The organism is Sphingomonas kyeonggiensis (assembly GCF_030812785.1).
GTDB classification, from domain to species: Bacteria; Pseudomonadota; Alphaproteobacteria; order Sphingomonadales; family Sphingomonadaceae; genus Sphingomonas; species Sphingomonas kyeonggiensis_B.
This window is the reverse complement of record NZ_JAUSTJ010000001.1, coordinates 1-22836: the sequence shown is the minus strand read 5'-3', so window position 1 is coordinate 22836 and position 22836 is coordinate 1. Positions and strand designations below refer to the sequence as shown.

Below are 22836 nucleotides of genomic sequence, written 5' to 3'. Positions count from 1 at the left end.
ATGGCAGACGCGACCGTGAATCCGCAACGGGGCATCCTGCGCTGGGCCGCTTTGGGCCTCGCCGCGCTCCTCGCCGCCTGCGCCAGCGGGCCGCGGGTCGTCCCCGAATCGCGTCCTGCGCCGACCGTGGAGGTACCGCGCGAGCGGCCCTCGACGCGTCCGATCACCCCGGGCCTGCCCCAGGATGTCGAGCGCCACCGCGTCGCCCTGCTCGTGCCGATGACCGGCCCGAATGCCGGCGTCGGCAAGTCGCTGGCCAATGCGACTCAGCTCGCGATCCTCGACACCAGGTCGGACGTGCTGCGCATCACCACCTATGACACCGCCGGCGGCGCCGCCAATGCCGCGCGCCAGGCGATCGCCGACGGCAACAAGCTGATCCTCGGCCCGCTCCTCGCCGAGGAAGCGCGCGAGGTCGCGCCGATCGCCCGCGCCGCGCGCGTGCCGGTGCTGAGCTTCTCGAACGACACCTCGGTCGCCGGCAACGGCACCTATCTGCTCGGCTATTCGCCGGCCCAGTCGATCGAGCGCGTGGTCGATTATGCCCGCGCCCAGGGCGTCACCAACTTTGTCGGCCTGATGACCTCGGGCGTCTATGGCGAGCGCGCCTCGACCAGCTTCCTGCGCGCGGTCGAGGACCAGGGCGGCAAGGTGCTGGCGATGGAGAGCTATGACGGCCGCCCCGGCTCGATGACCACGGCGATCACCAAGCTGTCGCGCACCCCCTATCAGGCGATCCTGATCGCCGGCTCGGGTGCGAGCGGCGTCACCGCGGCGCCGATCATCCGCAAGTCGGCCGGCGGCAAGACCTCGCGCATCCTCGGCACCGAGCTGTGGAACACCGATTCGGCGATCGGCGCCAATGCGGTGCTGAGCGGCGCCTGGTTCGCCAGCGTGCCCGACAATTACTACCGCACCTATGCCACCAAGTACCGCACCCGCTTCGGCGCGGCCCCGTACCGCCTCTCGACGCTCGGCTATGACGCGGTGCTGCTCACCGTGCGCATCGCTCGCGAATGGCGCCCGGGCGACATCTTCCCCGAACGCCGCCTGACCGCGCCGGACGGCTTCGGCGGCCTGGACGGCGCCTTCCGCTTCGGCCGCGACGGCATCGCCGAGCGCGCGCTCGAGGTGCAGGAAGTCAAGGCAGGCACGACGGTGACGATCTCGCCGGCACCCACGGGCTTCGGGAACTAGGACTTCTTCTCCCTCTCCCCTTCGGGGGAGAGGGTCGGGGAGAGGGGCCGTGCGTCCTGACCCATGGCCGTAGGAAAAATAGGATCGCCCCCGCGCAACATCATTACGCGATCCGGCGCCCCCAGCGGGACCCTGCTCAACCCAGGCGCCGCGAAAACCCGCTTCGGGCGTGTACTTCATGTACTTTGCCAGGCCGCGGCGCCGCGCGCGGTAGGAAGCGTCAGGCCAGCACCAACTCGCGCAGGATCGCCTCGAGCACCGGCATGCCCGCATCGGTCACGACCAGTCGCGCGCCGGCCCGCCTCACCAGCCCCTGCGTCTCCAGCAGCGCCAGCGCCTTCAGGTCCAGCGGCGCATCGGGGATGCGGGCCAGATCGACGCCCTCGGCCAGCCGCAGCCCCATCACCAGCGCCTCGACACCGCGGTCATGCCGGTCGAGCGGGTCCTCGCGCTCCATGCCATGCCCGTTGCGGCCCAGCGCGCTCAGCCAGTTCTCGGGCTTCTTGTGACGGACGGTGGCCATGCCCCCGCGCCGGCCATGCGCGCCCGGGCCGACGCCCGCATAGTCGCTGTAGCGCCAGTAAGTGAGGTTGTGTCGGCTCTCCGCCCCCGGCCGGGCATGGTTGGAGACTTCATAGGCCGGCAGTCCGGCAGCGCGCGTAATCGCCCGCGTCGCCTCGAACAGGTCGGCGGCCGCGTCGGGATCATAGGCCTTGAGCTCGCCCTTCTCGAACAAAGTGGCGAAGCGCGTGCCTGGCTCGATGGTCAGCTGGTAGAGCGAGAGATGCTCGGTGCCGAACGAGAGGGCGCGGGTGAGCTCCGCCTCCCAGTCGGCCAGGCTCTGGTCGGGCCGGGCATAGATCAGGTCGAAGCTGACCCGGTCGAACGCCCGCTGGGCGGTGTCCAGCGCCGCCAGCCCCTCGTCGACGCCGTGCGCCCGTCCCAGGAAGCGCAGCGCATCGTCGTCCAGCGCCTGCAGCCCCAGCGACACGCGGTTCACCCCGGCCGAGGCGATATCGGCGAAGCGCGCCGCCTCCACCGAAGACGGGTTGGCCTCCAGCGTGATCTCGATACCCGGCTCGAAGCCCCAATGCCGCTCCGCCGCCTCGATCACCGCGGCGACCGTCTCGGGCGGCATCAGCGAAGGCGTGCCGCCGCCGAAGAAGATCGAGCCCAGCCTGCGCCCCGGCAGTTCGGCCGCCTCATGCGCCAGGTCGGCGAGCATCGCCGTGCGCCACGCGGCCTGGTCGACGCTCTCGCGGACATGGCTGTTGAAGTCGCAATAGGGGCATTTCGACACGCAGAACGGCCAGTGCACATAGAGTGCGAGTGGAGCGGTTTCGGTGGTCATATGCCTGGAGCAGGTGGAGCGGGTAACGGGAATCGAACCCGTGTATTCAGCTTGGAAGGCTGCTGCACTACCATTGTGCTATACCCGCAAGAGCCTGATTGTTCGTCAGTTTCCTGCGTCGTTGCCGGCCTGCCCGGCAAGCCGTGGAGCAACGATGCGCTCGCCCCCTGCCACGACCTTGGGGCGATGGTCAACCTGCTCCCGGCATCGCGCGCAGATGCCCGCCGCTTCCGCCATGTGCTTCTGCCGGCTCAGCCCGTGCCGCTCGGCCAGCGCATCGAGCGCGTCAAAGGCCGCGGGGCAGTCGATCAGCGTCACCTCACCGCAGTTCCGGCAGAGCAGCGCGATGCTGCGCGTGCCGTCCCCGGCGACATAGCCGCGGGCGATCTCGACCTTGTGGATCGCCCGGCGCGCGGCCAGCTGGCGGATGGCGCGGAAGATCAGGCTCGGCGCGGCGATCTCGCCCTCCCTGTCGAGCCGTGCCCGGATCTCGACCACCCTGAGCGGCCGCCCGGCATCCTGAAGCAGGCGAAGGATCGCCTCGTTCAGCTGCCCGGCGGGGCGCCGCTGCTCAGCCATGGCGGTGGTGGCGGTGCCGCAGCCGCCAGTTGCGGACATGGCCGAACACCAGGAACAGGCTCCCCGCGATGGTCAGCGGCACTTCCTGCGGCGTTTCGGCGAAGAGCAACGCTCCCGCCGCGAGCAGGGCCAGGCCGATGCCGCCGGCAAGGAGCGGCTGCCACAGCCGGTGCCGCCAAGTCCCGACCAGCAGGGCGAGCCCCGAGCTGGGCACCGCGAGCACCAGGATCCACAGATGCAGCGTCTCGGGCAGCGCGACCAGCCGCGACAAGGCGGGCAATGCCGCCAGCAGCAGCGGCAGGCCGGCGCAATGGATGAGGCACAGGACCGAGGCGCCGACCGCCATCCGCTCGACCCAGTCGATAGCGGAAGGCTCGGCCGCCGGTTGTCCGCAGCGCATGTCTTTACTCCAATAGTCTCGCAGTCGAGGGGATGCGGCGGCGCGGTTCCCCGGCACCGCCGCTCCCGCTTCCCGGCCTTAGAAGCCGACGCGCACCGTCGCGCGCAGGTCGCGACCCGCCAGCGGGGCGAAGTCCTTCAGGAAGCTCGAATGGCGTCGCGCATCGACATCGAAGATGTTGTTGGCGCTGAGCAGCAGCGAGATCTTCTGGTTGCCCGGGATCGGCCGGAAGGCGATCGAGGCGTTGACCAGGGTATAGTCGCTGGTCGGCGTCTCGAACGCGGCGATCCGGTCCTGCTCGAAGACATGCTCGGCCTCGACGCGGCCGGTCACCCGGTCCGACTGCGCCTCGATCCCGCCGAGCACGCGCATCGGCGGGATGCGCGGCACCGGGCCCTCGTCGACGATGTTGGCATGGACATAGTCGCCCAGCGCATCGACGTTGATCGCGGTGCCGCCGATCTTGGCGACGCGGAACGAGGCATCGGCCTCGAACCCGTAATAGCGGGCCGCCGCCTGCTGGAACTGGAAGCAGGGCAGGTCGACGTCACGCCCGCTCGGCGCCGCGGCCGCCTGGCAGATCGCCGGATCGACCTGGTTCTCGGAGATGTAGTTGGAGAACCAGTTGTAATAGGCCGATGCGTCGAGGCTGAAGCCGTCCTTGTGGACGTGCAGCGAGCCTTCCAGGCCCCAGGACTTCTCCAGCCCGAAGTCCGGGCTGCCCAGCTCCCAGCTCTGCGTGCCGGCATGGCCGCCGCGGGCGAACAGCTCCTCGGCCGAAGGCGCGCGCTCGGTGCGCGACAGGTTCACGCCGATCCGCACGCCGTCGGCCAGCGCATAGGACAGGCCCGCCGAGCCGGAGAGCGCATTGAAGTTGCGCTTGCCCGAGAAGAAGCGCAGGTCGCCGTCGATCGGGTTGGCCTGCTGGGTGGTCATCTCGTAGCGCAGGCCGCCCTCGGCCCGCAGCGCGCCGAAATCGAACTGCTGCAGGGTGAAGAGGCCGATCTGCTGAGTCGAGTTCTTCGGCAGGAAGGCCTCGTCGCCGACCACGTTGAAGTCGCGGTTGAAGAACTGCACGCCCGATGCGCCGCTCCAGCCGCCGCGATTGGCCTGGACCAGCTCGAGCCGGCCCTCGATGCCCTTGTTGTAGAAGGCGGTCCCGATCGAGCCGTCTTCCTCCAGCTCGAAATGGCGGTAATTGGCATAGCCGGCGCGCAGGCGGATCTGCTTGAGGAAGCCGCCGCCGGTATCGACTTCGCCGCGCAGGTCGAAGCGGTTCTGGACCAGGCTCAGCCGCGGCGCCTCCTGCTCCTCGCCCGAGGCGAGCGCGTAGCGGATCGGCACGCCGTAGAAGCTGTCATAATGGCTGTACGAGATGCCTAGGCTGCCGGTGTCGGTGATGATCGACGCGCCGACGCCCGCCGTCCAGGTCTTGGCGAAGCTGTTGGGCAGGGTGTTCTTCAGCGCGGCGGTCGCGGCGAAGTCGGGATCGTCCGGCGTGGTCGGGCCGGCGGCTGCGGCCAGCGCCTGGGCGCGTGCCTCGGGGGTCAGCACATAGCCGCCGACATGCAGGTCGTCGCTCTTGAGGTAGGAGCCGTCGGCATGGAGCACGAGCTTGTCGGTGACCGCGACGTCACCGGCGCCGCCGACCGAGCGCTCCTTCGCCGCCGAGCCATAGCTGCCGATCGCATCGAAGCGGTAGCCATTCTCCGGCACGCTGCGCGGGATGCGAGTGTCGATCACATTGACCACGCCGCCGATCGCCGAGGAGCCGTAGAGCAGGGCGGACGGGCCGCGCAGCACCTCGACGCGCTCCGCGAGCAGCGGGTTGATCACCACCGCATGGTCGACCGAGGTGTTCGACACGTCGATCGATCCGATGCCGTCGGTCAGCACGCGGACGCGCTCGCCCTGGAAGCCGCGCAGGATCGGGCGCGAGGCGGTCGGGCCGAACGAGGTGGCGGAGACGCCCGGCTGACGCGCCAGCGTCTCGCCGATGCTCGGACGCAGGTCGCGGGTCAGCTCTTCGCCCGAGACGATCGAGGTGCCGGCCAGCACGTCCTTCTCGCTCTGGTTGAGCAGGCCGGTGACGACGATCTCGTCGCCATGGTTGCCGGTCGTGCTCTGCCCGTCGGCGGGCGCATCGGCAGGGGCTGCCTTGGCGGTGTCGGCGGGGGCGGCGGTGTCGGGGCCGGCGGCATGGGCGACGGCGGGGAGGGCGAGCGCGATCGTGGCGGCGCTCAGCAGAAACAGATGACGCATGAAAACTTGCTCCAGGAACCTTGGTCTTTTGGGGATCAGGGACTCCACGGCGCATGGGCGCGCGGATACGCGCCTCTCTTCGCGAGTGGAGTCCTCAGGCCTGGAAGCGGAGCGGGGGTGCGCGGCTCTGCCAGCCGCGGGCCGGCGGCAGCAGCGTCAGGGCGTCGAGCGACGTCGGTGTGAAGTGGAAGCTGGTCGCTTCCGGTGCCGCGAGCGCGATGGGCGTCGGCAGCAGATAGGCGCCGGCGGTCGCCATCTCGCGGCAGAGCGGGCAGTTGGCCGGCAGGTCCGCGGGAACCTGCTTGCCAGGCGCCTGCACCTCTTCGGATGCGGTGAGCGCCAGTCCGGCCAGGCGGACCGGATCGAGATGCTGGTGCGTCTGGACGACCAGGCTCTGCCAGCAGAAGGACAGCAGCAGCGCGAGGAACAGGGCGCGCACGCGACCGGACAGGTGGCGCAACCGCCACCCTCCGCTTTCGCGCTGCCTGCTACCCAACACCAGAAACTACCCTCTTTCGTCTATCGGGGCCTGATATGTTACATTGTAACGTCAATCAAGCGCGGATCGCGGCCGAGGGCCGCACTCCCGGGGTTTATTTGCCGGTGAAGCTGGGCTTCCGCTTCTGGAGGAAGGCCAGGCCGCCCTCCATCGAATCGGCGGTGCCGCGCGCGCTGCGCTGGTGATTGGCTTCCATCGCCAGTGCCTCTTCCAGCGACAGCTCGAGCGCCTGGCCGATGCCGCGGCGGATCATGCCGAGCGCCTGGGTAGGGCCGGCGGCAAGCCGGGTGGCGAGCGCCAGCGCCTCATGCTCGAGCTGCTCGTCCGAGACGACGCTGTGGACCAGCCCCCAGTCGCGCGCCTTCACCGCGGGCAGCTTCTCGCCGAGCATCATCATCTCGGCAGCACGGGCGCGGCCGACCAGGCGCGGCAGCAGCCAGGTCGCGCCGCCATCGGGGACCAGCCCGATATTGACGAAGGCCTGGAGGAAATAGCCGGTGTCGCTCGCCACGCAGAAATCGGCGGCCAGCGCGAGGCTGCAGCCGATGCCGGCGGCAGCGCCGCGCACCGCGCTGACCACGGGCACGCCCAGCCGGGTCACCGCCAGGATCGTCGGGTTGTAATGATCGGTTAGTGCCGCATGGGTGGCGTTGCCGGGATCGGCCGAGGCAAGCGCGCCGCTCGCCACATCGGCGCCCGAGCAGAAGGCGCGGCCGGCGCCCTGGAACAGCACCGCACGGGAGTCGCCCAGATTACCAAGCGCGTCGCGGATTTCGTCGAACATCGCCGGCGGCGCGGCGTTGAGGCGATCGGGCCGGTTGAGCGTGATCACCAGCACATCGCCGGCGCGCTCGGTCAGGATCGTCTCGTAGGCCATGCTTCCACTCCCGTTTCGCTTCGCAACCGATAGCGGGGTGTGGAGAGGGGGAAAAGGGTGGGCGGAATTACCCTAGGGCAGCGGCGGGTGCAGCCAACCAGCTCCCCGGCGAAAGCCGGGGCCCAGGTTTCTCTGCCGAATCGCCGGCGATTTGGGGCGTGTCGATAAACAGGCTGGGCTATCGGCCTGACAGCTCCCCGGCGAAGGCCGGGGCCCAGTCTCGGCGCAGCTTGATAGTGCGGCCAAACCTCTCGAACGACATGGCAACTGGGCCCCGGCCTTCGCCGGGGAGCAGCAAGAGGAAAAGCAAGGAACTAGGGCGCGGGCGCCACCGGCTGCGGCCCGTTCGCCGTCGCGGTCAGCAGCGAATCGCCCCCCAGCGTGCGGTACAAAGTCACCAGGTTGGTCGCCTCGACCAGCCGCGTGTTCACCAGCCCGCGCTGCGCGGTGTAGTAGGAACGCTGCGCCACCAGGTTCGCCAGGAAATTGTCGATCCCGCCGCGATAGCGCGCCTCGGACAGGCGATAATTGTCCTGCGCCGCGGCCAGGTTGGCGGTGTCGGCCTTGAGCTGGTCGTCGATCGTGCCGCGCCGGGCGAGCGCGTCGGCGACTTCGCGGAAGGCGGTCTGGATCGACTTCTCATAGGTGGCGAGTGCCGCGTCGCGCTGCGCCTCGCTTGCCTGCACGCCCGCACGGCCGGCGCCGGCGTTGAAGATCGGATAGCTGCCGCTCGCCCCGCCAGACCAGTGGAAGCCATTGCCCGAGAAGAGCCCGGTCAGCGCGTCGCTGGCGAAGCCGAGCAGCCCGGTCAGCGAGATGCGCGGGAACAGCGCGGCGCGCGCCGCCCCGATCTCGGCATTGGCGGCGCGCAGCGTGTACTCGGCCTGCACCACGTCTGGCCGGCGGAGCAGTACGCCCGAATCGACTCCGGCGGGCAGCTCGGCGACAGTCGGCGCCGCTTCCTCGATTGCCGGGGAGAGCAGGGTGGGATCGATCTCGGCGCCGACGAGCAGCCGCAGCGCATTGACGTCCTGCGCCACTGCCGTGGTCTGGGAGGCGACGTCGGACTGGGCGCTGGCCAGGGTCTGCTGCGCCTGGGCCAGGTCGGTGCGCGGGGCGATGCCGCCTTTCAGTCGCAGGTCGGTGAGCTTGACCGAGCGCTCGGCATTGGCCGCGGTGTCCTGCGCGATCTTGAGCAGGCTCGCGTCCGCGGCATGGTTGAGCCAGGCCGAGGCGATGTCGCCGATCAGCGTGAGCCGCGTGGCACGCGCTGCCGCTTCGGTGGCGAACCAGCGGTCCTGCTCGGCGCGGGTGAGCGAGGCGACGCGGCCGAACAGGTCGAGCTCGAACGCCGGGATGCTGAGATCGCCCGAGAAGCTGGTGCGCGTCCCGCTGCTGCCCGCGGTCGCCGCGCCGGTGCTGCTGCCGTGGGACACGGTCGCGCCGGCACCGGCGTCGAGCTCGGGCAGCCGGTCGGCACGCTGGATGCGGTACTGGGCGCGTGCCGCCGCGATATTGGCGGCGGCGATGCGCAGGTCGCGATTATTGGCCAGCGCCGTTTCGATCAGCTTTTGCAGCCGGGGATCGCGGAAGATCTCCTGATAGGTCACCGTCGGCAGCGCGGCTTCGTTCGCCTTCAGATAGGCGTCGCCCACCGGCCAGCTCGGCGGCACCGGCGCCGCCGGCATCTCCAGCTTGGGATCCATCGAGCAGCCGGCCAGCGCGCTGCCCAGCATCAGGGTGAGGACTGCGCGCTTCATGCCTGCGCCTCCGGCTTGTTGCGGCCCATCCGCTCGCGCACCGCCTTGAGCGAATCGCGCACGCCGCGGCGGACGAGCACGAAGAACAGCGGGATGTAGAAGATGGCGAGGATCAGCGCGGTCAGCATGCCGCCGATCACGGCAGTGCCGATCGCGATGCGGCTGTTGGCGCCGGCGCCGGTCGAGATCGCCAGCGGCAGCACGCCGAAGATGAAGGCGAGGCTCGTCATCACGATCGGGCGGAAGCGGATGCGCGCGGCTTCGAGTGCGGCGTCGATCACCCGCTTGCCTTCCTTCTCGGCGCGCTCGGCGAACTCGATCATCAGGATCGCGTTCTTCACCGCCAGGCCCATGGTCGTGAGCAGGCCGATCTGCAGGTACACGTCGTTCTGCAGCCCGCGCAGGCTCACTGCGAACACCGCGCCGATCAGGCCGAGCGGCACGACGAGCATCGCAGCGACCGGGATCGACCAGCTCTCATAGAGCGCGGCGAGGCAGAGGAACACGATCAGCAGCGAGACGCCGTAGAGCAAGGGTGCCTGCCCGCCCGCGAGCCGCTCCTGATAGGAGAGGCCGGCCCAGGAGACGCTGGTGCCCGGGATCTGCGAGGCGAGCTCTTCCATCCGCCTCATCGCGTCGCCCGAGCTCTTGCCCGGCGCCGGCTGGCCCTGGAACTCGAAGGCCGAGATGCCCTGGAAGCGCGAGACGGTGGTCGGCGCGGTCGACCAGCCGATCGTCGCGAAGGACGAGAAGGGGGTCATCTTGCCGTCGCTGCCGCGCACGAACCAGTCGCTGAGGTTCTGCGGCTCGGCGCGATAGGGCGCATCGCCCTGGACATAGACGCGCTTCACGCGGCCGCGATCGATGAAGTCGTTGACGTAGCGACCGCCCCAGGCGGTCGACAGCGTGTTGTTGACGTCGGCCTGGGTGAGGCCGAGCGCCGCCAGCTTCTCCTGGTCGATCTGGATGTTGAGCGTCGACACGTCGGGCAGGTCCGACAGGCGCACCGCCTGCAGGTCCGGATCGGCATTGGCCGCGGCGAGCAGCTTGTCGCGGGCGGCGACGAAGTCGTCGCGCGACATGCCGCTGGCATTCTGCAGCTCGAGCGTGAAACCGTTCGACTGGCCGAGCCCGCGGATCGCGGGGGGCACCAGCGCGAAGACCTGGGCGTCGCGGAAGTTGCGGAAGGCGCCGGCCGCGCGCTGGACGATCGCGTCGGCACCGTTCTCCTTGCCCGGGCGGTCGTCCCAGGGGACGAAGTTGACGAAGCCCTGGCCGGTATTCTGGCCGCTGGCGCCGCCGCCACCGCCGCCGCCGGTCACCGTGAACAGCGTCTTGACGTTCTTGCCCTCGGGCCCGGTCAGGTATTTCTCGACCGCCAGCTGCACCTCCTGCGTGCGCGCCTGGGTCGCGCCGGCGGGCAGGCGGAACTGGACGCTGGCCGCGCCCTGGTCCTCGGTCGGCAGGAAGCCGGTGGGCAGGCGGTAGAACATCAGCACCAGCACCGCGCAGACCAGCAGGTAGATCAGCAGGAAGATCCACTTGCGATCGACGACATAGGAGATCGTCCGCGTGTAGCGATCGATCGTCCACTCGAAGCCCTGGTTGAACTTCTCGGTACCCTTGCGGAAGCCGTTGCCGATGAACGGCACGCGGCGCGCGAACCAGCCGCTGCCGGGCTTGGCCATGTCCTGCTTGCGCTTGAGCACGGTGGCGGTGAGCGCCGGGCTGAGGATCAGCGCGACCAGTACCGACAGGATCATCGCCGAGACGATCGTCACAGAGAATTGTCGATAGATCACGCCGGTCGATCCGCCGAAGAACGCCATCGGCAGGAACACCGCCGACAGCACCAGCGCGATCGCCACCAGCGCGATCTGGATCTGGTCCATCGACTTGATCGTCGCCTCGCGCGGGGTGAGCTCGGGGTCTTCCTCCATCAGCCGCTCGACATTCTCGACCACGACGATCGCGTCGTCGACGAGCAGGCCGATCACCAGCACCAGCCCGAACAAGGTCAGCGTGTTGATCGAATAGCCGAGCGCATAGAACACCGCGAAGGTGCCGAGCAGCACCACCGGCACCGCGATCATCGGCACCAGAGTCGCGCGCCAGCTTTGCAGGAACACGAACATCACGATGACGACGAGGATGATCGCCTCGACCAGCGTCTTCACCACTTCCTCGATCGAGAGCTTGATGAACTCGGTGGTGTCGTTGGCGTAGGCGTAGTTCAGGCCTTCGGGGAATTCCTTGGCCGCTTCCGCCACGGTCGCCTTGACCAGGTCGGCGGTCTTCAGCGCGTCGGCACCGGGCGAGGTACTGATCGCGATGCCCGAGCCGGGATGGCCGTTGACGCGGCTGACGGCGTTGTAGTTCTCCGCGCCCAGCTCGATGCGGGCAACGTCCTTCAGCAGGACGTGCGCGCCGTTGGTCTGGGTCTTGAGGATGATCTTGGCGAACTGCTCGGGCGTCTGCAGCCGCGACTGGGCAGTCACCGTCGCGTTGAGCATCTGCGTGTTCGGCTGGGGCTGGCCGCCGATCTCGCCCGCCGCGATCTCGGTATTCTGGTTGGTGATCGCCGTCACCACGTCGCTCGGCATCAGGCCATAGCTCGCCAGGCTCGCCGGGTTGAGCCAGATGCGCATCGCATAGGGGGAGCCGAACACGTTGACGTCGCCCACGCCCGGCAGGCGCGACAGCGTGTCCTGCAGGTTGGACGAGAGCCAGTCGGAGACGTCGCGGTTGGTGCGCTTGTCGGTCTCGTCATAGACGCCGACGAGCAGCAGCGTGTCCGGGTTCGACTTGGTGACGCGCACGCCCTGCTGCTGCACCTGGTTGGGCAGGCGGGACAGCGCCTGCTGCACCTGGTTCTGCACCTGGACCTGGGCGATGTCGGGATCGGTGCCCTTGTCGAAGGTCGCGCTGATCGTCACCTGCCCGCGCGAGGTCGAGGAGGAGCTGAAATAGAGCAGCCCGTCGATGCCGGTCAGGTTCTGCTCGATGATCTGCGTCACCGAATTCTGCACCGTCTCCGCCGACGCGCCGGGATAGGTGGCGCGGATATTGACCTGGGGCGGGGCGATGTCCGGATATTGCGCGATGGGCAGCGAGAAGACCGCGCCCAGGCCCATCAGCATGGTGATGATCGCGATCACCCAGGCGAAGATCGGGCGATCGATGAATACGCGGGACATAGTGGCTTAGCCGCCCTTCGACTTGGATGCGCCGGTGCCCTGGCCCTTGCGGGGCGCCTCGATCTTCTGCGGCGTGTCGGCCGGGACCGGGCGGATATCGGCATTGGGCTTCAGGTTCGCGATGCCCTGGGTGATCACCTTGTCGCCGGGGTTGAGCCCCTTGGTGATGACCCAATAGGCGCCCTGGGTGCGGTCCGCGGTCACGTTGCGGCGCTCGGCCTTGTTGTTGGCGCCGACCACCCAGAGCTGGGCGTCGCCCCTGCCGTCGCGCGACACCGCCTGCTGCGGCACCAGGAAGGCACGGGTGTCGATCGCCTGGGTGAAGACCGCGCGGACGAACATGCCGGGCAGCAACAGCCCGTCGGGATTGGCGAAGCGGGCGCGCAGCGTCACCGTGCCGGTGCTCTGATCGACCACCACTTCGGAGAATTCGACGGTGCCGGTCGTGCCGTACTCGCTGCCGTCCTCCAGCTTGACGCGCACGCTGGCGCTGCCCGGGACGACGCCTTGCTGGGCGAGCGCGCGGCGCAGCGCGAGCAGCTCGGTGCTCGATTGCTGGATATCGACGAAGATCGGGTCGAGCCGCTGGATCACCGCCAGCGGATCGGCCTGGTTGTTGGTGACCAGCGCGCCTTCGGTGAACAGCGAGCGGCCGATGCGGCCGGTGATCGGCGCGGGCACCCGGGTGAAGTTCAGGTTGATCTTCGCGGTCTGCAGCTGCGCGCCGCTCTGGGCGATCTGCGCGTTCGCCTGGCGGGCGGCGGCGACGGCGTCGGTATAGTCCTGCTTCGAAACCGCCTCGGCCTCGGCCAGCGGCTTGTAGCGATCGGCCTTGATCCGCGCCGCCTCGGCATTGGCACGGGCATTCTGCAGGCTGGCCGATGCCTCGGCGACGCTCGCCGCATAGAGGCTCGGGTCGATCTGGTAGAGCGTCTGGCCCTGGCGGACGATCGAGCCCTCGGCGAAGAAGCGCTTGCGGATGATGCCGGCCACCTGCGGGCGGATCTCGGCGACCTGATAGGGGTTCACCCGGCCGGTCAGCTCGGCGACCACGGGCACCTCGCCCGGCTGCACCACCACGAAGCCCACTTGCGGCGGTCCGCCCGCGCCCTTTTTCTGTGCGGTCTGGCTGCCGCTCCCGCAGGAAGCGAGAATCAGCGTGGCGGAAAGCAGTGCGAAGGCAGGAAGGCGGGAGCCGCCAGGGGTGATTCGGTGCAAGTGTTCAACCCGGATCAAGGCGCCGACTCGGGCGCGGTTCTGTGCGGAAACGCTCTTGGGCAGCGCCCTGAACAGGCGCAACACAAGAAATATCCGGGAAACGCGAAACTAAGTCCCGGTGCAGGGCAGGTTTCCACCATATGCTTGCCCGGTGCAACAATTGCCACGTTATGACGCTGTTCCCTATCGCCATGGGCTTTCGCGTTGCGACGGCGAGGGAAGAGGCCTATTGGCGCGCGCCAATATGGCACGCATCGAAACGCCCAACCGCATCCGCGGCACCCAGGACATCTTCGGCGAAGAGCAGCGCAGGTTCGCGCATGTTCTCGAAACCTTTGATTCCGTCCGCAAACTCTATTGCTTCCAGCGGGTCGACATCCCGGTGTTCGAGGCGACGGGCGTGTTCGCCCGCTCGATGGGCGAGACCTCGGACGTCGTCTCGAAGGAGATGTACACCTTCGAGGACAAGGGCGGCGATCTGATCACGCTGCGCCCCGAATTCACCGCCGGCATCTGCCGCGCGTACATCACCGAGGGCTGGCAGCAGTACGCGCCGATCAAGCTGGTCACCTCGGGCCCGGTGTTCCGCTACGAGCGTCCCCAGAAGGGCCGCTTCCGCCAGTTCCACCAGCTCGACGCCGAGATCATCGGCGCGGCCGAGCCCGCTGCCGATGTCGAGTTGCTCGTGCTCGCCGACCAGCTCCTGCGCGACCTCGGCATCGAGGGCGTGACGCTCCAGCTCAATACCCTGGGTGACGCAGAAACGCGTGACGCCTGGCGCACCGCGCTGGTCGCACATTTCGAGGCGCACCGGGACCAGCTGAGCGAGGACAGCCTCGTCCGGCTCGAGAAGAACCCGATGCGCATCCTCGATTCGAAGGATCCCAAGGACCGCCCGATCGCCGACAGCGCGCCGGACATCGACGCGTACCTGACCGAGGACGCCGCGGCCTTCTTCAAGGCAGTGACCGACGGGCTCGATGCCGCCGGCGTCGCCTGGACGCGCAACTCGCGCCTCGTGCGCGGGCTCGACTATTATCGCCACACCGCGTTCGAATTCGTCACCGACCGCCTCGGCGCCCAGGGCACCGTGCTGGCCGGTGGCCGCTATGACGGGCTGGTCGGCAATCTCGGCGGCCCCGAGACCCCGGGCGTGGGCTGGGCGGCCGGCGTCGAACGGCTGGCGATGATGATCGAGGAGCCGGAGTCGGATGGTGTCGATGCCGTTGTGATCCCGATGGGTGACGCCGCGGCCCTGCGCGCGCAGGGCATTGTTGCCGATCTTCGTCGCGCCGGCGTTTCGGCGGACATGGGTTTTCGCGGCAACATGAAGAAGCGCATGCAGCGTGCCGACGCCGCTGGCGCGCGCTACGTCCTGATCCTGGGAGACGACGAACTCGCACGGGGCGAAGTGACCATCAAATCGCTCAAGACCGGCGAGCAGGCACCCATGTCTCTCAGCTGGATTCCTCAAGGCGTTTTCGACCTGTTGTTCGAAGACGAGTCCAGCGAGGCTTTGGATGAAGCCGCGCCGCCACTGGCGGAGCGACTGGCGCGTGGCGGGGCAGCTTCCGAATGAAGATCCCCGCCGACCGCATTGCCGCGATCGAGGCGCGGCGCGACGAGTTGCAGGCGCAGATGGCGACCGGCGACCTGTCGGGTGACCGGTTCGTCGCCGTCTCCAAGGAATATGCCGAGATCGAGCCGGTGGCGCTGGCCGCCGGCGAAGTCCGCCGGCTGCGCACCGAGGCCGAATCGCTCGCGCTGATGGCGCAGGAGCCGGATGACGAGCTGCGTGCGCTGGCGGCGGAGGAACTCCACGCCAACGAACAGGCGCTGGCCGCTGCCGAGCGTGGTCTGGCGCTTTCGCTGCTGCCCAAGGACGCGGCCGATGCCCGCCCGGCGATGCTCGAGATCCGCGCCGGCGTCGGCGGCGACGAAGCCGCGCTGTTCGCCGGCGACCTGCTGCGCATGTACCAGCGCTATGCCGATCGGATGGGCTGGAAGATCGAGCTGATCTCCGCCTCCGATTCCGAATTCGGCGGCTACAAGGAAGTCGTGCTCAGCGTCACCGGCGTGGGCGTGTTCGCCAAGCTCAAGTTCGAGAGCGGCGTCCACCGCGTCCAGCGCGTGCCGGCGACCGAGGCGGGCGGTCGCATCCACACCTCGGCGGCGACGGTGGCGGTGCTGCCCGAGGCCGAGGACGCCGACATCAAGATCGACGACAAGGATCTGCGCATCGATATCTTCCGGGCCTCGGGCCCGGGCGGGCAGGGCGTCAACACCACCGATTCGGCGGTGCGCATCACGCACCTTCCGACGGGTACTATCGTCATCCAGCAGGACGAGCGCTCGCAGATCAAGAACAAGGCCAAGGCGATGAAGGTGCTGCGCACCCGCCTCTACGAGCGTGAGCGCGACCGGCTGGCCTCCGAGCGCTCCGGCGCGCGCGCCTCGATGGTCGGCTCGGGCGACCGTTCGGAGCGCATCCGGACGTACAACTTCCCCCAGGGCCGGGTGACCGATCATCGCATCAACCTGACCCTCCACCGCCTGCCCGAAGTGATGGAAGGCGAGCTCGACGAGCTGATCGGCGCGCTGATCGCCCAGGACGAAGCCGACCGGCTGGCGCAGCTCGACGGCTGACGCCTTTCTGTTCCCCTCCCTGCAAGGGAGGGGCTAGGGGTGGGTTAGAAGAGGCCGGGCTCGATGCCCGGCCTCTTCTGTTTTCCACTGACCGTCTTGCTGGGCTCGCTTCGCTCGCAACCCACCCCCAATCCCTCCCTTGCAGGGAGGGGAGTACCGGATGCCAATGCCCCCGGCTCTGGCAATGTTGGAAATCTTCTGCTTCGGTTCCGGCATGACTTGCACCGCGCAAATCCCGATCGACCCGCTGACTCCGCGCCTCTCCCGCACCCGCGTGGAGTATCAAGAGATTCAACATTTTTCGGCCGGGCGCCCCGGGGAGGCCCGGTGGTGAGCGACAACGTCCGCGACGCCCTCAGCGAAGCCGCCCGTCGCCTCGAACCCGTCTCCGACTCCCCTCGCCTCGATGCCGAGCTGCTGATGGCGCATGCGTTGGGCACCACCCGCGAATCGATGATCCTGCGCCATCTCGACGCTCCGGCGCCCGAGGCGCTGGAGGCCCTGATCCAGCGCCGCCTGGCGCACGAACCCGTCGCCTATATCACCGGCAGCCGCGCCTTCTGGACGATCGAGCTGGCGGTCGGTCCCGGCGTGCTGATCCCGCGGCCCGACAGCGAGACGCTGATCGAGGCGGCGATCGAATATTTCGGCGCGCGCACGCCGGCCCGCATCCTCGATCTCGGCACCGGCCCCGGCACCTTGCTGCTGGCCGCGCTCGCTGAATGGCCGGAGGCGCATGGGCTGGGCATCGATGCGTCGGAGAAGGCGCTCGATTATGCCGGGATCAATGCCGAGAATCTCGAGATGGACGACCGCGCCCGGTTCAAGCTGGGCGACTGGACCAGCGGCCTGGACGGCCGCTTCGACCTGGTCCTCGCCAACCCGCCTTATATCGGCACCGGCGAGCCGCTTCCCGAGCAGGTCCGTGCCTATGAACCCGGCTCGGCGCTCTTCGCCGGCCCCGAGGGGCTCGACGATTATCGCCGGATCATCCCCGATCTGCGCCGCCTGCTCGCGCCCGGCGGCGCGGCGGTGCTGGAGATCGGCTGGACCCAGGCAGAATCGGTATCCGCGATTGCCCGTAATGGAGGTTTCGCAGTGACTCTCTATAAGGACCTTGGAGGGCGGCCTCGCGCACTGCTCCTCTCTTGAAATGACGCGAAAGCGACACATATTTCTGCTTGGACATTGGTGCTGCACCGGCTAAGACAGCGACGGGGTAGGGCACTTTCAACCAAGCCGTTGAAACTTGGGCCGTGAAAAGCACAGCCCCAATTCAGGTCATGATAGCCGCTGCAGTCCGGTGGCCATGGCAGGCGAACTGCGCCTCCCGAGGCGTTGACGCGCATTTGTAAACTGCATCCGGGACCCAGGAATTGGACCGACGGACAGCGTAAACAAGACAGGACATACAGACCTTGATGAACAATCGTCAGGCCGGCCGCCGTCGTGGTCGTGGCGGGCAGCAGCAGCGCCAGGGTGGCAACGCCGGCCAGGGTAACGGGAATCGCATCGACAACCGTGCCCGCGGCAACGCCGCCCAGCTGCTCGAGAAGTACAAGAATCTGGCGCGCGACGCCCAGATGCAGGGCGATCGGGTCAACACCGAATATTATCTCCAGTTCGCGGACCATTATTTCCGCGTGCTGAGCGAGAGCCGCTCGCGCTTCGAGGAGCAGAACCAGCAGCGCCGCCAGCGCGACGATTTCGACGGCGATGACGAGGATTTCGACATCGAGGCCGATGGCAACCGCGCCGAGGATGGCGAGGACCAGCCCGAGCAGCGTGTCCAGCAGCAGCCGCGCCGCGAGCGTGACGAGCGCCAGGGCCGCGATCGTGGCGACCGCGAGGACCGCCAGGAGCGTCAGCCCCGCCGCGAGCGCCAGGAGCGCAACGGTCACGCCAATGGCTATGCCAACGGCCATGCCGCCGAGGCTGAGGTCGAAGCGACCGACGCGAGCGAAGAGCAGGCGCCCCGCGAGGCGCGTGCCCCCCGCGAAGCCCGCCCGCCCCGTGAGGAGCGTGCCCCGCGTGAAGAGCGTGCGCCCCGCGCCCGCCGTCCGCGCCGCGAGGAAGCCCAGGCCGAGGAAAGCCATGCGCTCGACGCAGCGGTGCTCCCGCCTGCCATCGGCGTGAGCGACGCGGCTCCTGCCGCGGAAGCGGAAGAGCCGGCCAAGAAGCCGCGCCGCACCCGCGCCCGCAAGGACGCCGAAGCGACCGCCTGAACGGCACGCGCTTCGCTACTATAGAATAAGCAACAGGATCGGCGGCTGGGCGAGAGCTCAGTCGCCGATGTCTATTTCGGGGCTGACCCGGTCCTCCACCTGCGCATCGTGCCCGGTGCCCGAGCTCAGGAACATCAGCCCCATCAGCGCGGCGCCGAGCAGGATGGTGAAGAACACCCCCAGTCCGGTGGCGAAGGCGATGGTGAAGTTGAGCCAGCCCAGCCAGTGCCAGAGGATCAGCACGCAGAGGATCGCGGTCGCCAGCGCGACCAGCGCCATCCAGCCCAGGACGCGGCGATAGCGCGCCCAGGCAAAGGCGGCATAGTCGGGATCGTCGAGGCCCTGGGGCGCATCCATTCTTTTGCAATTGGGGTCTTTGTGTGGGAGACTCAACCGCCTCAACCCGAATGAGGAGTCGAGCGGTGACCATCGCAGCAATCCTGGGGGGAAAAGGGCGCGAGGTGATCTCGATCGAGGGCGACGCGACCGTCGCCGATGCGGTCGCATTGCTCTCGGCCCGGCGCATCGGCGCCGTGCCCGTGATGTCCGGCAGCGCAGTGGCCGGCATCTTTTCCGAACGTGACGTGATCCATTGCCTCGAGCGCGACGGTCCCGCCGCGCTCCAGCGCAAGGTAAGCGAGGTGATGACCGCCCCGGCGATCACCGTCCCGCCGAGCGAATCGGTGCTCGGCGCGCTCGCGCTGATGACGCGGCGGCGCATCCGCCATCTGCCGGTGGTCGAAGGCGGCACCTGTATCGGCCTCGTCTCGATCGGCGATCTGGTGAAGTACCGGATCGAGCGCATCGAATCCGAAGCCGATGCGATGCGCGCCTATATCCAGGCGGTCTGACGCAGGAAGGCCGCCGCCCGGAAGAAGTCGGACGGCGGCCCCCTGGGAGGCGAGTGATCAGGGAACCGTCACACCCGCGAAGTTGACCAGGTCGGCGACGGTGAAGTCGCCCGGCGTTGCCGCAGGCAGACCGGGCGTGAAACCGCCGCTGACATTGAGGAACGAGTCCGGATTGCGCTTCAGCATCCGGACGAACGTCTCGGCGACCACCCGCGCGCCCACCGGGCCCAACTGGTTGCCGCCATTCAGCACCGCCGCTTCGCGCAGCACATAATACCAGAGCGGCGTCTTGCTCAGCAGGATGCCGCCATTGCTGTCGAGCAATGTCGCCTCGCCCGCCGGCAGCCCGGTCTTGATCTGCGCCGCGGTCATCGGGGCGATGCCGTAATGCTGTGCCACGCCCTGGCCGCTCGGCATGCCGAGGGCGAGCCCGCGGCGCAGGTTGCGCGTCGCCAGCATCGCCATCAGGCCGCTGAAGCCCGGCAGCGTGTCGAGCCCGGGAGCCATCACGCTGTCGATCTTCTTGGCCTTGTTGTTCACCGGCACGCTGAAGCCGGTGGTGAAGAAGGCGTTGAAGTCGACCACCCAGCTCGATCGTACCGGCAGATTGGGGCTGCGGACGAACGAGAAGACCTGGCCCAGAGATGCGTTGATCTGGACGAAGTTCACCCAATATTGCTCGCGGATCATCGAGTGGCCGAAGCGATAGGCGCCCACTGCGAACTCCACCGGCATGGCGAAGGCGCTGTTGGGTGCCGCCGATACGGTGGCGAGCGCATTGCTCACCGCAGCCGCACCGCAGATCCGCGCCAGGAAGTCGTGGACCACCGCCCATTGATAATGGTGCGTCACGATCTTCTTCGCCTCGACGAAGATGTCGCCGGAGAAGCCGGTCGCCACCAGCCCGTCCACCACCTGGTTGTGGAACTTCAGCATCGTGTGGTGGAACTGCGAGACGATCAGATTCTCGTCGTTGCGGGGATCGCCGATGATCGCGGTGTTGGTGGTGAGCGACGGATCGAGCGGATTTACGACCCGCGGCACATCGAAATTGCGCTGTTTCTTGATCGCGCCGATCCCGCCGGCGCCGCCGGGCCCGCCGTCACTGTCGATCAGGTTGGAGCCGAGCTGCATCTTCACCGCAGTGGGCGGCCCCGAAGTGGGGAAGGCATATAGGAAGGAATCGAGCGCCGGTCCGCGGGCATAGACCGAATCGAGGTCCAGCGAGGGCGTGCGCATATTGTGGATCTTCGTCGCGTCGACCGGGGTGTCGAGCGTCGAGGCGATGTCGAGCGTAATGTCGTGATCCACGAACTGGCCGAAATAGGTGTAGCCGGCGGGGATCGTGGAATCGGCGCCTGGGCCGCGTCCGACATCGGCCATGAAGTCACCGAGCTTGCCGAGCAGCGTCTGGGTGGCCAGGTCGAAGGGCAGCTTGGTCGCGTCGCGGATCGCCTTGGAGGTGAGGTAGCCGAACTTGTCGGCACAGGGCGGGCGCCACAGCGATCCGGGGAAATAGGCGAGAGTCAGCTTGGCGCCGTGGAAGCGCTTGGTCTGCGGGCGCAGCGCGTCGATCGAGATCTTGCGCTCGGGGATCGGCGGCGCCGCTTCCGGATCGGGTTTGCGCGCGATCAGCTTCAATGCGGTGTCGCGAGAGGCGATCGAGAAGGTCTTGAGCTGCTGCTTGGCCAGCTTGGTGTCCTGTACCGCCTGGGCGGTGGACTTTTTCGGGCGGGCGGGCGTGAGGATATCGTCGGGCATGCGCGTCTCCATTCGCCATTCAGGGAATGGCGTTCATGAGAGGAAGTGCAGGTGCGGCCCCGCACGGGGATCCTCGGGCCAGATGGCCGAAGTCATGCCGTGCTGGGCAAATTAGGCCCTTGTATCGTGCTCGGAGTCAACCGGGCTATATTATCGTAATTCAGACGGTGACTTAGATGGGTTAACTTATACATCGAAGTCTTGGCGACTCGACGCCGGTCATCCGTTGCGATTACGAACCAGGTCTATCGATTCGACCAACATCCGCCGCGCTAACAGGAACAGCAGCGCGCCATAGGCAAGGCCGCCGGTGCCGACCAGCAGCGCCAGTCGCGGAAGTGCGGGGAGCGGCGGGAGCAGGGTGTCGAGCCCGGTGACGAGCAGCGCCATCGCCGCGGCGGCGAGTATCGGCGGGGCAATCGCCTCGATCAGCGCGCCGAGCCTGACCCCGATCACCGGCAGCGTTCGCCAGGTCGAGATCGCCAGATAGACGGGATAGGCAACGAACCAGGCAGCGACGAGCCCCATCACGCCCCAGTGCACCCCGACCAGGAAGGCGATCGGCAGGCAGAGCGCGCCGGTCATCGAATTCTGTGCGCTGATCCCCGGGCGGCCACAGGCGTCGCTCGCCGGTGCGAACAGCACCTGCAGCGTCATCATCGGCATGGCGAGGGCGAGCCAATGGACGACGGGCACGGCCTCCAGCCATTTCGGGCCGAGCGCGACCGCGACCAGCGGATCGGCGGTGGCGGCCATGCCGAGATAGAAGGGCATGGCGACCAGCATCACCAGCTGCGCCGATCGGGTGAAGGCGGCGGCTACCGCCGTCTTGTCGTCCTTCAGCCGGGCATAGGCCGAGAAGGCGACTTCGTTGAGCGGCGGGACGAACTTCGAGACGAAGATCTGGGTGAGGAACAGGCTGGTCGTATAGATGCCCAGCATGTGCGGGTCGAACAGGCGGCCCGCGATGAACACGTCCGCCTGGCTCTGCGCGAACCAGAAGATCTGGCCGGTCGCCATCACTCCACCATAGCGGGCGATGTCGCCGGCGCCGCGGAAGTCGAAGCTCGGCCACATATAGGAGCGTGCCGCGATGGTCATGCCGATCGCGCGGGTGGCGAACAGCGCGATGGGGGCGGCGACCAGGGTCCATACGCCCATGCCGCCGAGCGCACCGGCGAGCGCGGTGACCGCCCCGGCCAGGGCGGAGACGAAGTTGACCAGCGCCTGCTTGCGGAAGTCCATCTCGCGGGACAGCAAAGCCTGGGGCAGGGCGATGAACGGCGTCGCTATATAGAGCAGCGCCTGGACGCGGAGCAGGTCGGCGACCTCGGGCTGACGGTAATAGGCCGCGGCGGCGGGGGCGGCGAGGAACTGGATCGCGCCCAAGGTCAGGTTCAGCAGGATCAGCATGCCGAACAGCTGGCGCTGCGCGTGGCGGCCGGCATCCGCGCGCTGGATCAGGGCGCTGGCGAGGCCGTAGCCGTTGAGCATGTTGAGCAGCACCAGGATCACCTGGGTCATCGCGAACAGGCCGTAGGCGGACGGGCCGAGCAGGCGGATGACGATGAAGGTCGATGCCCAGGTCAGCAGCTGGCCGAAGATCTGCGTGCCCGAGCGCCAGATCACGGCGCTGCGTACCTGCTGGCGCAGGCTGGTGTCTTGGGTGTCCGGAGTGGCCAGCACGGGTTCGCTCATGTGCGCGCTATGCGCCCGTTCCTCTTTATGCGCCGTAAACCGCCGATAGCCGCAGATTTGCGCAGTTTCGCGGGTGGAAATCGTATCCCGGATTCGGCGATTCGAATCGCTTTTCGGGGCTGATTCGGGGTGATTCGGGCCGGAATGGTCATCGAAGCGTCATTCTGGCTACCTGCACGAAAAGCCAGAAGCCGCGGAAAAGCTGGGGTTTTTTGCTCTATTTCTAAAAAAAGACAGAAAGTTGCGAATGGCTGTTGACGGGTGGGGAGGTCGGGCATAGAAGCCACTCCACCGACGCGGTGCTCCTGACGGAAC

Annotated in this window: 19 protein-coding genes and 1 tRNA gene; 6 read left to right on the top strand and 14 right to left on the bottom strand. The window is 68.0% G+C overall.

The window, feature by feature from the left end:
• Nucleotides 1-1197 carry a penicillin-binding protein activator gene (locus J2W22_RS00100; protein WP_307116239.1) on the top strand — a complete coding sequence of 399 codons (1197 nt, stop codon included), beginning with the start codon at nucleotides 1-3 and terminating at the stop codon, nucleotides 1195-1197.
• A 220-nt stretch (nucleotides 1198-1417) separates the two neighbouring features.
• Here the strand turns inward: J2W22_RS00100 and hemW are convergent, their stop codons facing one another.
• The 10 genes from hemW to J2W22_RS00050 form a co-directional block, all read right to left on the bottom strand.
• The gene (gene hemW, locus J2W22_RS00095; protein WP_307116238.1) at nucleotides 1418-2548 is read right to left on the bottom strand and encodes a radical SAM family heme chaperone HemW; all 1131 of its coding nucleotides are present in this window, start codon (nucleotides 2546-2548) and stop codon (nucleotides 1418-1420) included.
• Between the two features lie 14 nt (nucleotides 2549-2562).
• Nucleotides 2563-2636 (bottom strand) — tRNA-Gly (locus tag J2W22_RS00090).
• 17 nt (nucleotides 2637-2653) lie between these two features.
• On the bottom strand, nucleotides 2654-3166 hold the full coding sequence (locus J2W22_RS00085; protein ID WP_307116237.1) for a Fur family transcriptional regulator: 513 nt from the start codon (nucleotides 3164-3166) through the stop codon (nucleotides 2654-2656).
• Nucleotides 3120-3527: a MerC domain-containing protein gene (locus J2W22_RS00080; RefSeq protein WP_307116236.1), complete on the bottom strand. Its 408-nt coding sequence runs from the start codon at nucleotides 3525-3527 to the stop codon at nucleotides 3120-3122. The genes J2W22_RS00085 and J2W22_RS00080 overlap by 47 nt, the downstream gene beginning before the upstream one ends.
• A gap of 78 nt (nucleotides 3528-3605) precedes the next feature.
• The gene (locus J2W22_RS00075; RefSeq protein ID WP_307116235.1) at nucleotides 3606-5789 is read right to left on the bottom strand and encodes a TonB-dependent receptor; all 2184 of its coding nucleotides are present in this window, start codon (nucleotides 5787-5789) and stop codon (nucleotides 3606-3608) included.
• 94 nt (nucleotides 5790-5883) lie between these two features.
• Nucleotides 5884-6249, bottom strand: coding sequence for a hypothetical protein (locus J2W22_RS00070; RefSeq protein WP_307116234.1), 366 nt, complete (start codon nucleotides 6247-6249; stop codon nucleotides 5884-5886).
• 133 nt (nucleotides 6250-6382) lie between these two features.
• Entirely contained in the window at nucleotides 6383-7165 is a 783-nt protein-coding gene (locus J2W22_RS00065) for an enoyl-CoA hydratase-related protein (protein WP_307116233.1), read from the bottom strand.
• 314 nt (nucleotides 7166-7479) lie between these two features.
• On the bottom strand, nucleotides 7480-8925 hold the full coding sequence (locus J2W22_RS00060) for an efflux transporter outer membrane subunit (protein ID WP_307116232.1): 1446 nt from the start codon (nucleotides 8923-8925) through the stop codon (nucleotides 7480-7482).
• Nucleotides 8922-12122: an efflux RND transporter permease subunit gene (locus J2W22_RS00055; protein WP_307116231.1), complete on the bottom strand. Its 3201-nt coding sequence runs from the start codon at nucleotides 12120-12122 to the stop codon at nucleotides 8922-8924. Before J2W22_RS00055 ends, J2W22_RS00060 begins: the two co-directional genes overlap by 4 nt.
• A gap of 6 nt (nucleotides 12123-12128) precedes the next feature.
• Nucleotides 12129-13340, bottom strand: a complete 1212-nt coding sequence (locus tag J2W22_RS00050) for an efflux RND transporter periplasmic adaptor subunit (protein ID WP_307116230.1) — start codon at nucleotides 13338-13340, stop codon at nucleotides 12129-12131.
• Nucleotides 13341-13584: 244 nt separating this feature from the next.
• Here J2W22_RS00050 and hisS point away from each other — a divergent pair, with 244 nt between their 5' ends.
• From hisS to J2W22_RS00030, 4 genes are all read left to right on the top strand, one after another.
• Entirely contained in the window at nucleotides 13585-14919 is a 1335-nt protein-coding gene (hisS, locus tag J2W22_RS00045; protein ID WP_307116229.1) for a histidine--tRNA ligase, read from the top strand.
• Nucleotides 14916-15986 carry a peptide chain release factor 1 gene (gene prfA / locus J2W22_RS00040; protein ID WP_307116228.1) on the top strand — a complete coding sequence of 357 codons (1071 nt, stop codon included), beginning with the start codon at nucleotides 14916-14918 and terminating at the stop codon, nucleotides 15984-15986. The genes hisS and prfA overlap by 4 nt, the downstream gene beginning before the upstream one ends.
• 330 nt (nucleotides 15987-16316) lie before the next feature.
• Nucleotides 16317-17138, top strand: coding sequence for a peptide chain release factor N(5)-glutamine methyltransferase (gene prmC, locus J2W22_RS00035; protein WP_307116227.1), 822 nt, complete (start codon nucleotides 16317-16319; stop codon nucleotides 17136-17138).
• Between the two features lie 266 nt (nucleotides 17139-17404).
• Nucleotides 17405-18211 carry a DUF4167 domain-containing protein gene (locus J2W22_RS00030; RefSeq protein WP_373422922.1) on the top strand — a complete coding sequence of 269 codons (807 nt, stop codon included), beginning with the start codon at nucleotides 17405-17407 and terminating at the stop codon, nucleotides 18209-18211.
• A gap of 57 nt (nucleotides 18212-18268) precedes the next feature.
• On the opposite strand, the gene J2W22_RS00025 is transcribed toward J2W22_RS00030, so the two are convergent.
• A complete protein-coding gene (locus J2W22_RS00025) occupies nucleotides 18269-18568 on the bottom strand; it encodes a hypothetical protein (RefSeq protein WP_307116225.1) in 300 nt (99 codons plus the stop codon).
• Between the two features lie 65 nt (nucleotides 18569-18633).
• On the opposite strand from J2W22_RS00025, the gene J2W22_RS00020 reads away from it, so the two are divergent.
• Nucleotides 18634-19062: a CBS domain-containing protein gene (locus J2W22_RS00020; RefSeq protein WP_307116224.1), complete on the top strand. Its 429-nt coding sequence runs from the start codon at nucleotides 18634-18636 to the stop codon at nucleotides 19060-19062.
• Nucleotides 19063-19119: 57 nt separating this feature from the next.
• Here the strand turns inward: J2W22_RS00020 and J2W22_RS00015 are convergent, their stop codons facing one another.
• The 3 genes from J2W22_RS00015 to J2W22_RS00005 form a co-directional block, all read right to left on the bottom strand.
• Nucleotides 19120-20823: a peroxidase family protein gene (locus J2W22_RS00015; protein WP_307116223.1), complete on the bottom strand. Its 1704-nt coding sequence runs from the start codon at nucleotides 20821-20823 to the stop codon at nucleotides 19120-19122.
• Nucleotides 20824-21042: 219 nt separating this feature from the next.
• Nucleotides 21043-22521, bottom strand: coding sequence for a lipopolysaccharide biosynthesis protein (locus tag J2W22_RS00010; RefSeq protein WP_307116222.1), 1479 nt, complete (start codon nucleotides 22519-22521; stop codon nucleotides 21043-21045).
• Nucleotides 22518-22836 (bottom strand): hypothetical protein (locus J2W22_RS00005; protein ID WP_307116221.1); only part of this gene is annotated, 319 nt, incomplete at its 5' end. The genes J2W22_RS00005 and J2W22_RS00010, both read right to left, overlap by 4 nt.

Bases quoted from the DNA above. Each gene is read 5' to 3' on its own strand.
- J2W22_RS00100 (WP_307116239.1), top strand. From the start codon at position 1: ATGGCAGACGCGACCGTGAATCCGCAACGGGGCATCCTGCGCTGGGCC.
- hemW (WP_307116238.1), bottom strand. From the start codon at position 2,548: ATGACCACCGAAACCGCTCCACTCGCACTCTATGTGCACTGGCCGTTC.
- J2W22_RS00085 (WP_307116237.1), bottom strand. From the start codon at position 3,166: ATGTCCGCAACTGGCGGCTGCGGCACCGCCACCACCGCCATGGCTGAG.
- J2W22_RS00080 (WP_307116236.1), bottom strand. From the start codon at position 3,527: ATGCGCTGCGGACAACCGGCGGCCGAGCCTTCCGCTATCGACTGGGTC.
- J2W22_RS00075 (WP_307116235.1), bottom strand. From the start codon at position 5,789: ATGCGTCATCTGTTTCTGCTGAGCGCCGCCACGATCGCGCTCGCCCTC.
- J2W22_RS00065 (WP_307116233.1), bottom strand. From the start codon at position 7,165: ATGGCCTACGAGACGATCCTGACCGAGCGCGCCGGCGATGTGCTGGTG.
- J2W22_RS00060 (WP_307116232.1), bottom strand. From the start codon at position 8,925: ATGAAGCGCGCAGTCCTCACCCTGATGCTGGGCAGCGCGCTGGCCGGC.
- J2W22_RS00055 (WP_307116231.1), bottom strand. From the start codon at position 12,122: ATGTCCCGCGTATTCATCGATCGCCCGATCTTCGCCTGGGTGATCGCG.
- hisS (WP_307116229.1), top strand. From the start codon at position 13,585: ATGGCACGCATCGAAACGCCCAACCGCATCCGCGGCACCCAGGACATC.
- prfA (WP_307116228.1), top strand. From the start codon at position 14,916: ATGAAGATCCCCGCCGACCGCATTGCCGCGATCGAGGCGCGGCGCGAC.
- J2W22_RS00025 (WP_307116225.1), bottom strand. From the start codon at position 18,568: ATGGATGCGCCCCAGGGCCTCGACGATCCCGACTATGCCGCCTTTGCC.
- J2W22_RS00015 (WP_307116223.1), bottom strand. From the start codon at position 20,823: ATGCCCGACGATATCCTCACGCCCGCCCGCCCGAAAAAGTCCACCGCC.
- J2W22_RS00010 (WP_307116222.1), bottom strand. From the start codon at position 22,521: ATGAGCGAACCCGTGCTGGCCACTCCGGACACCCAAGACACCAGCCTG.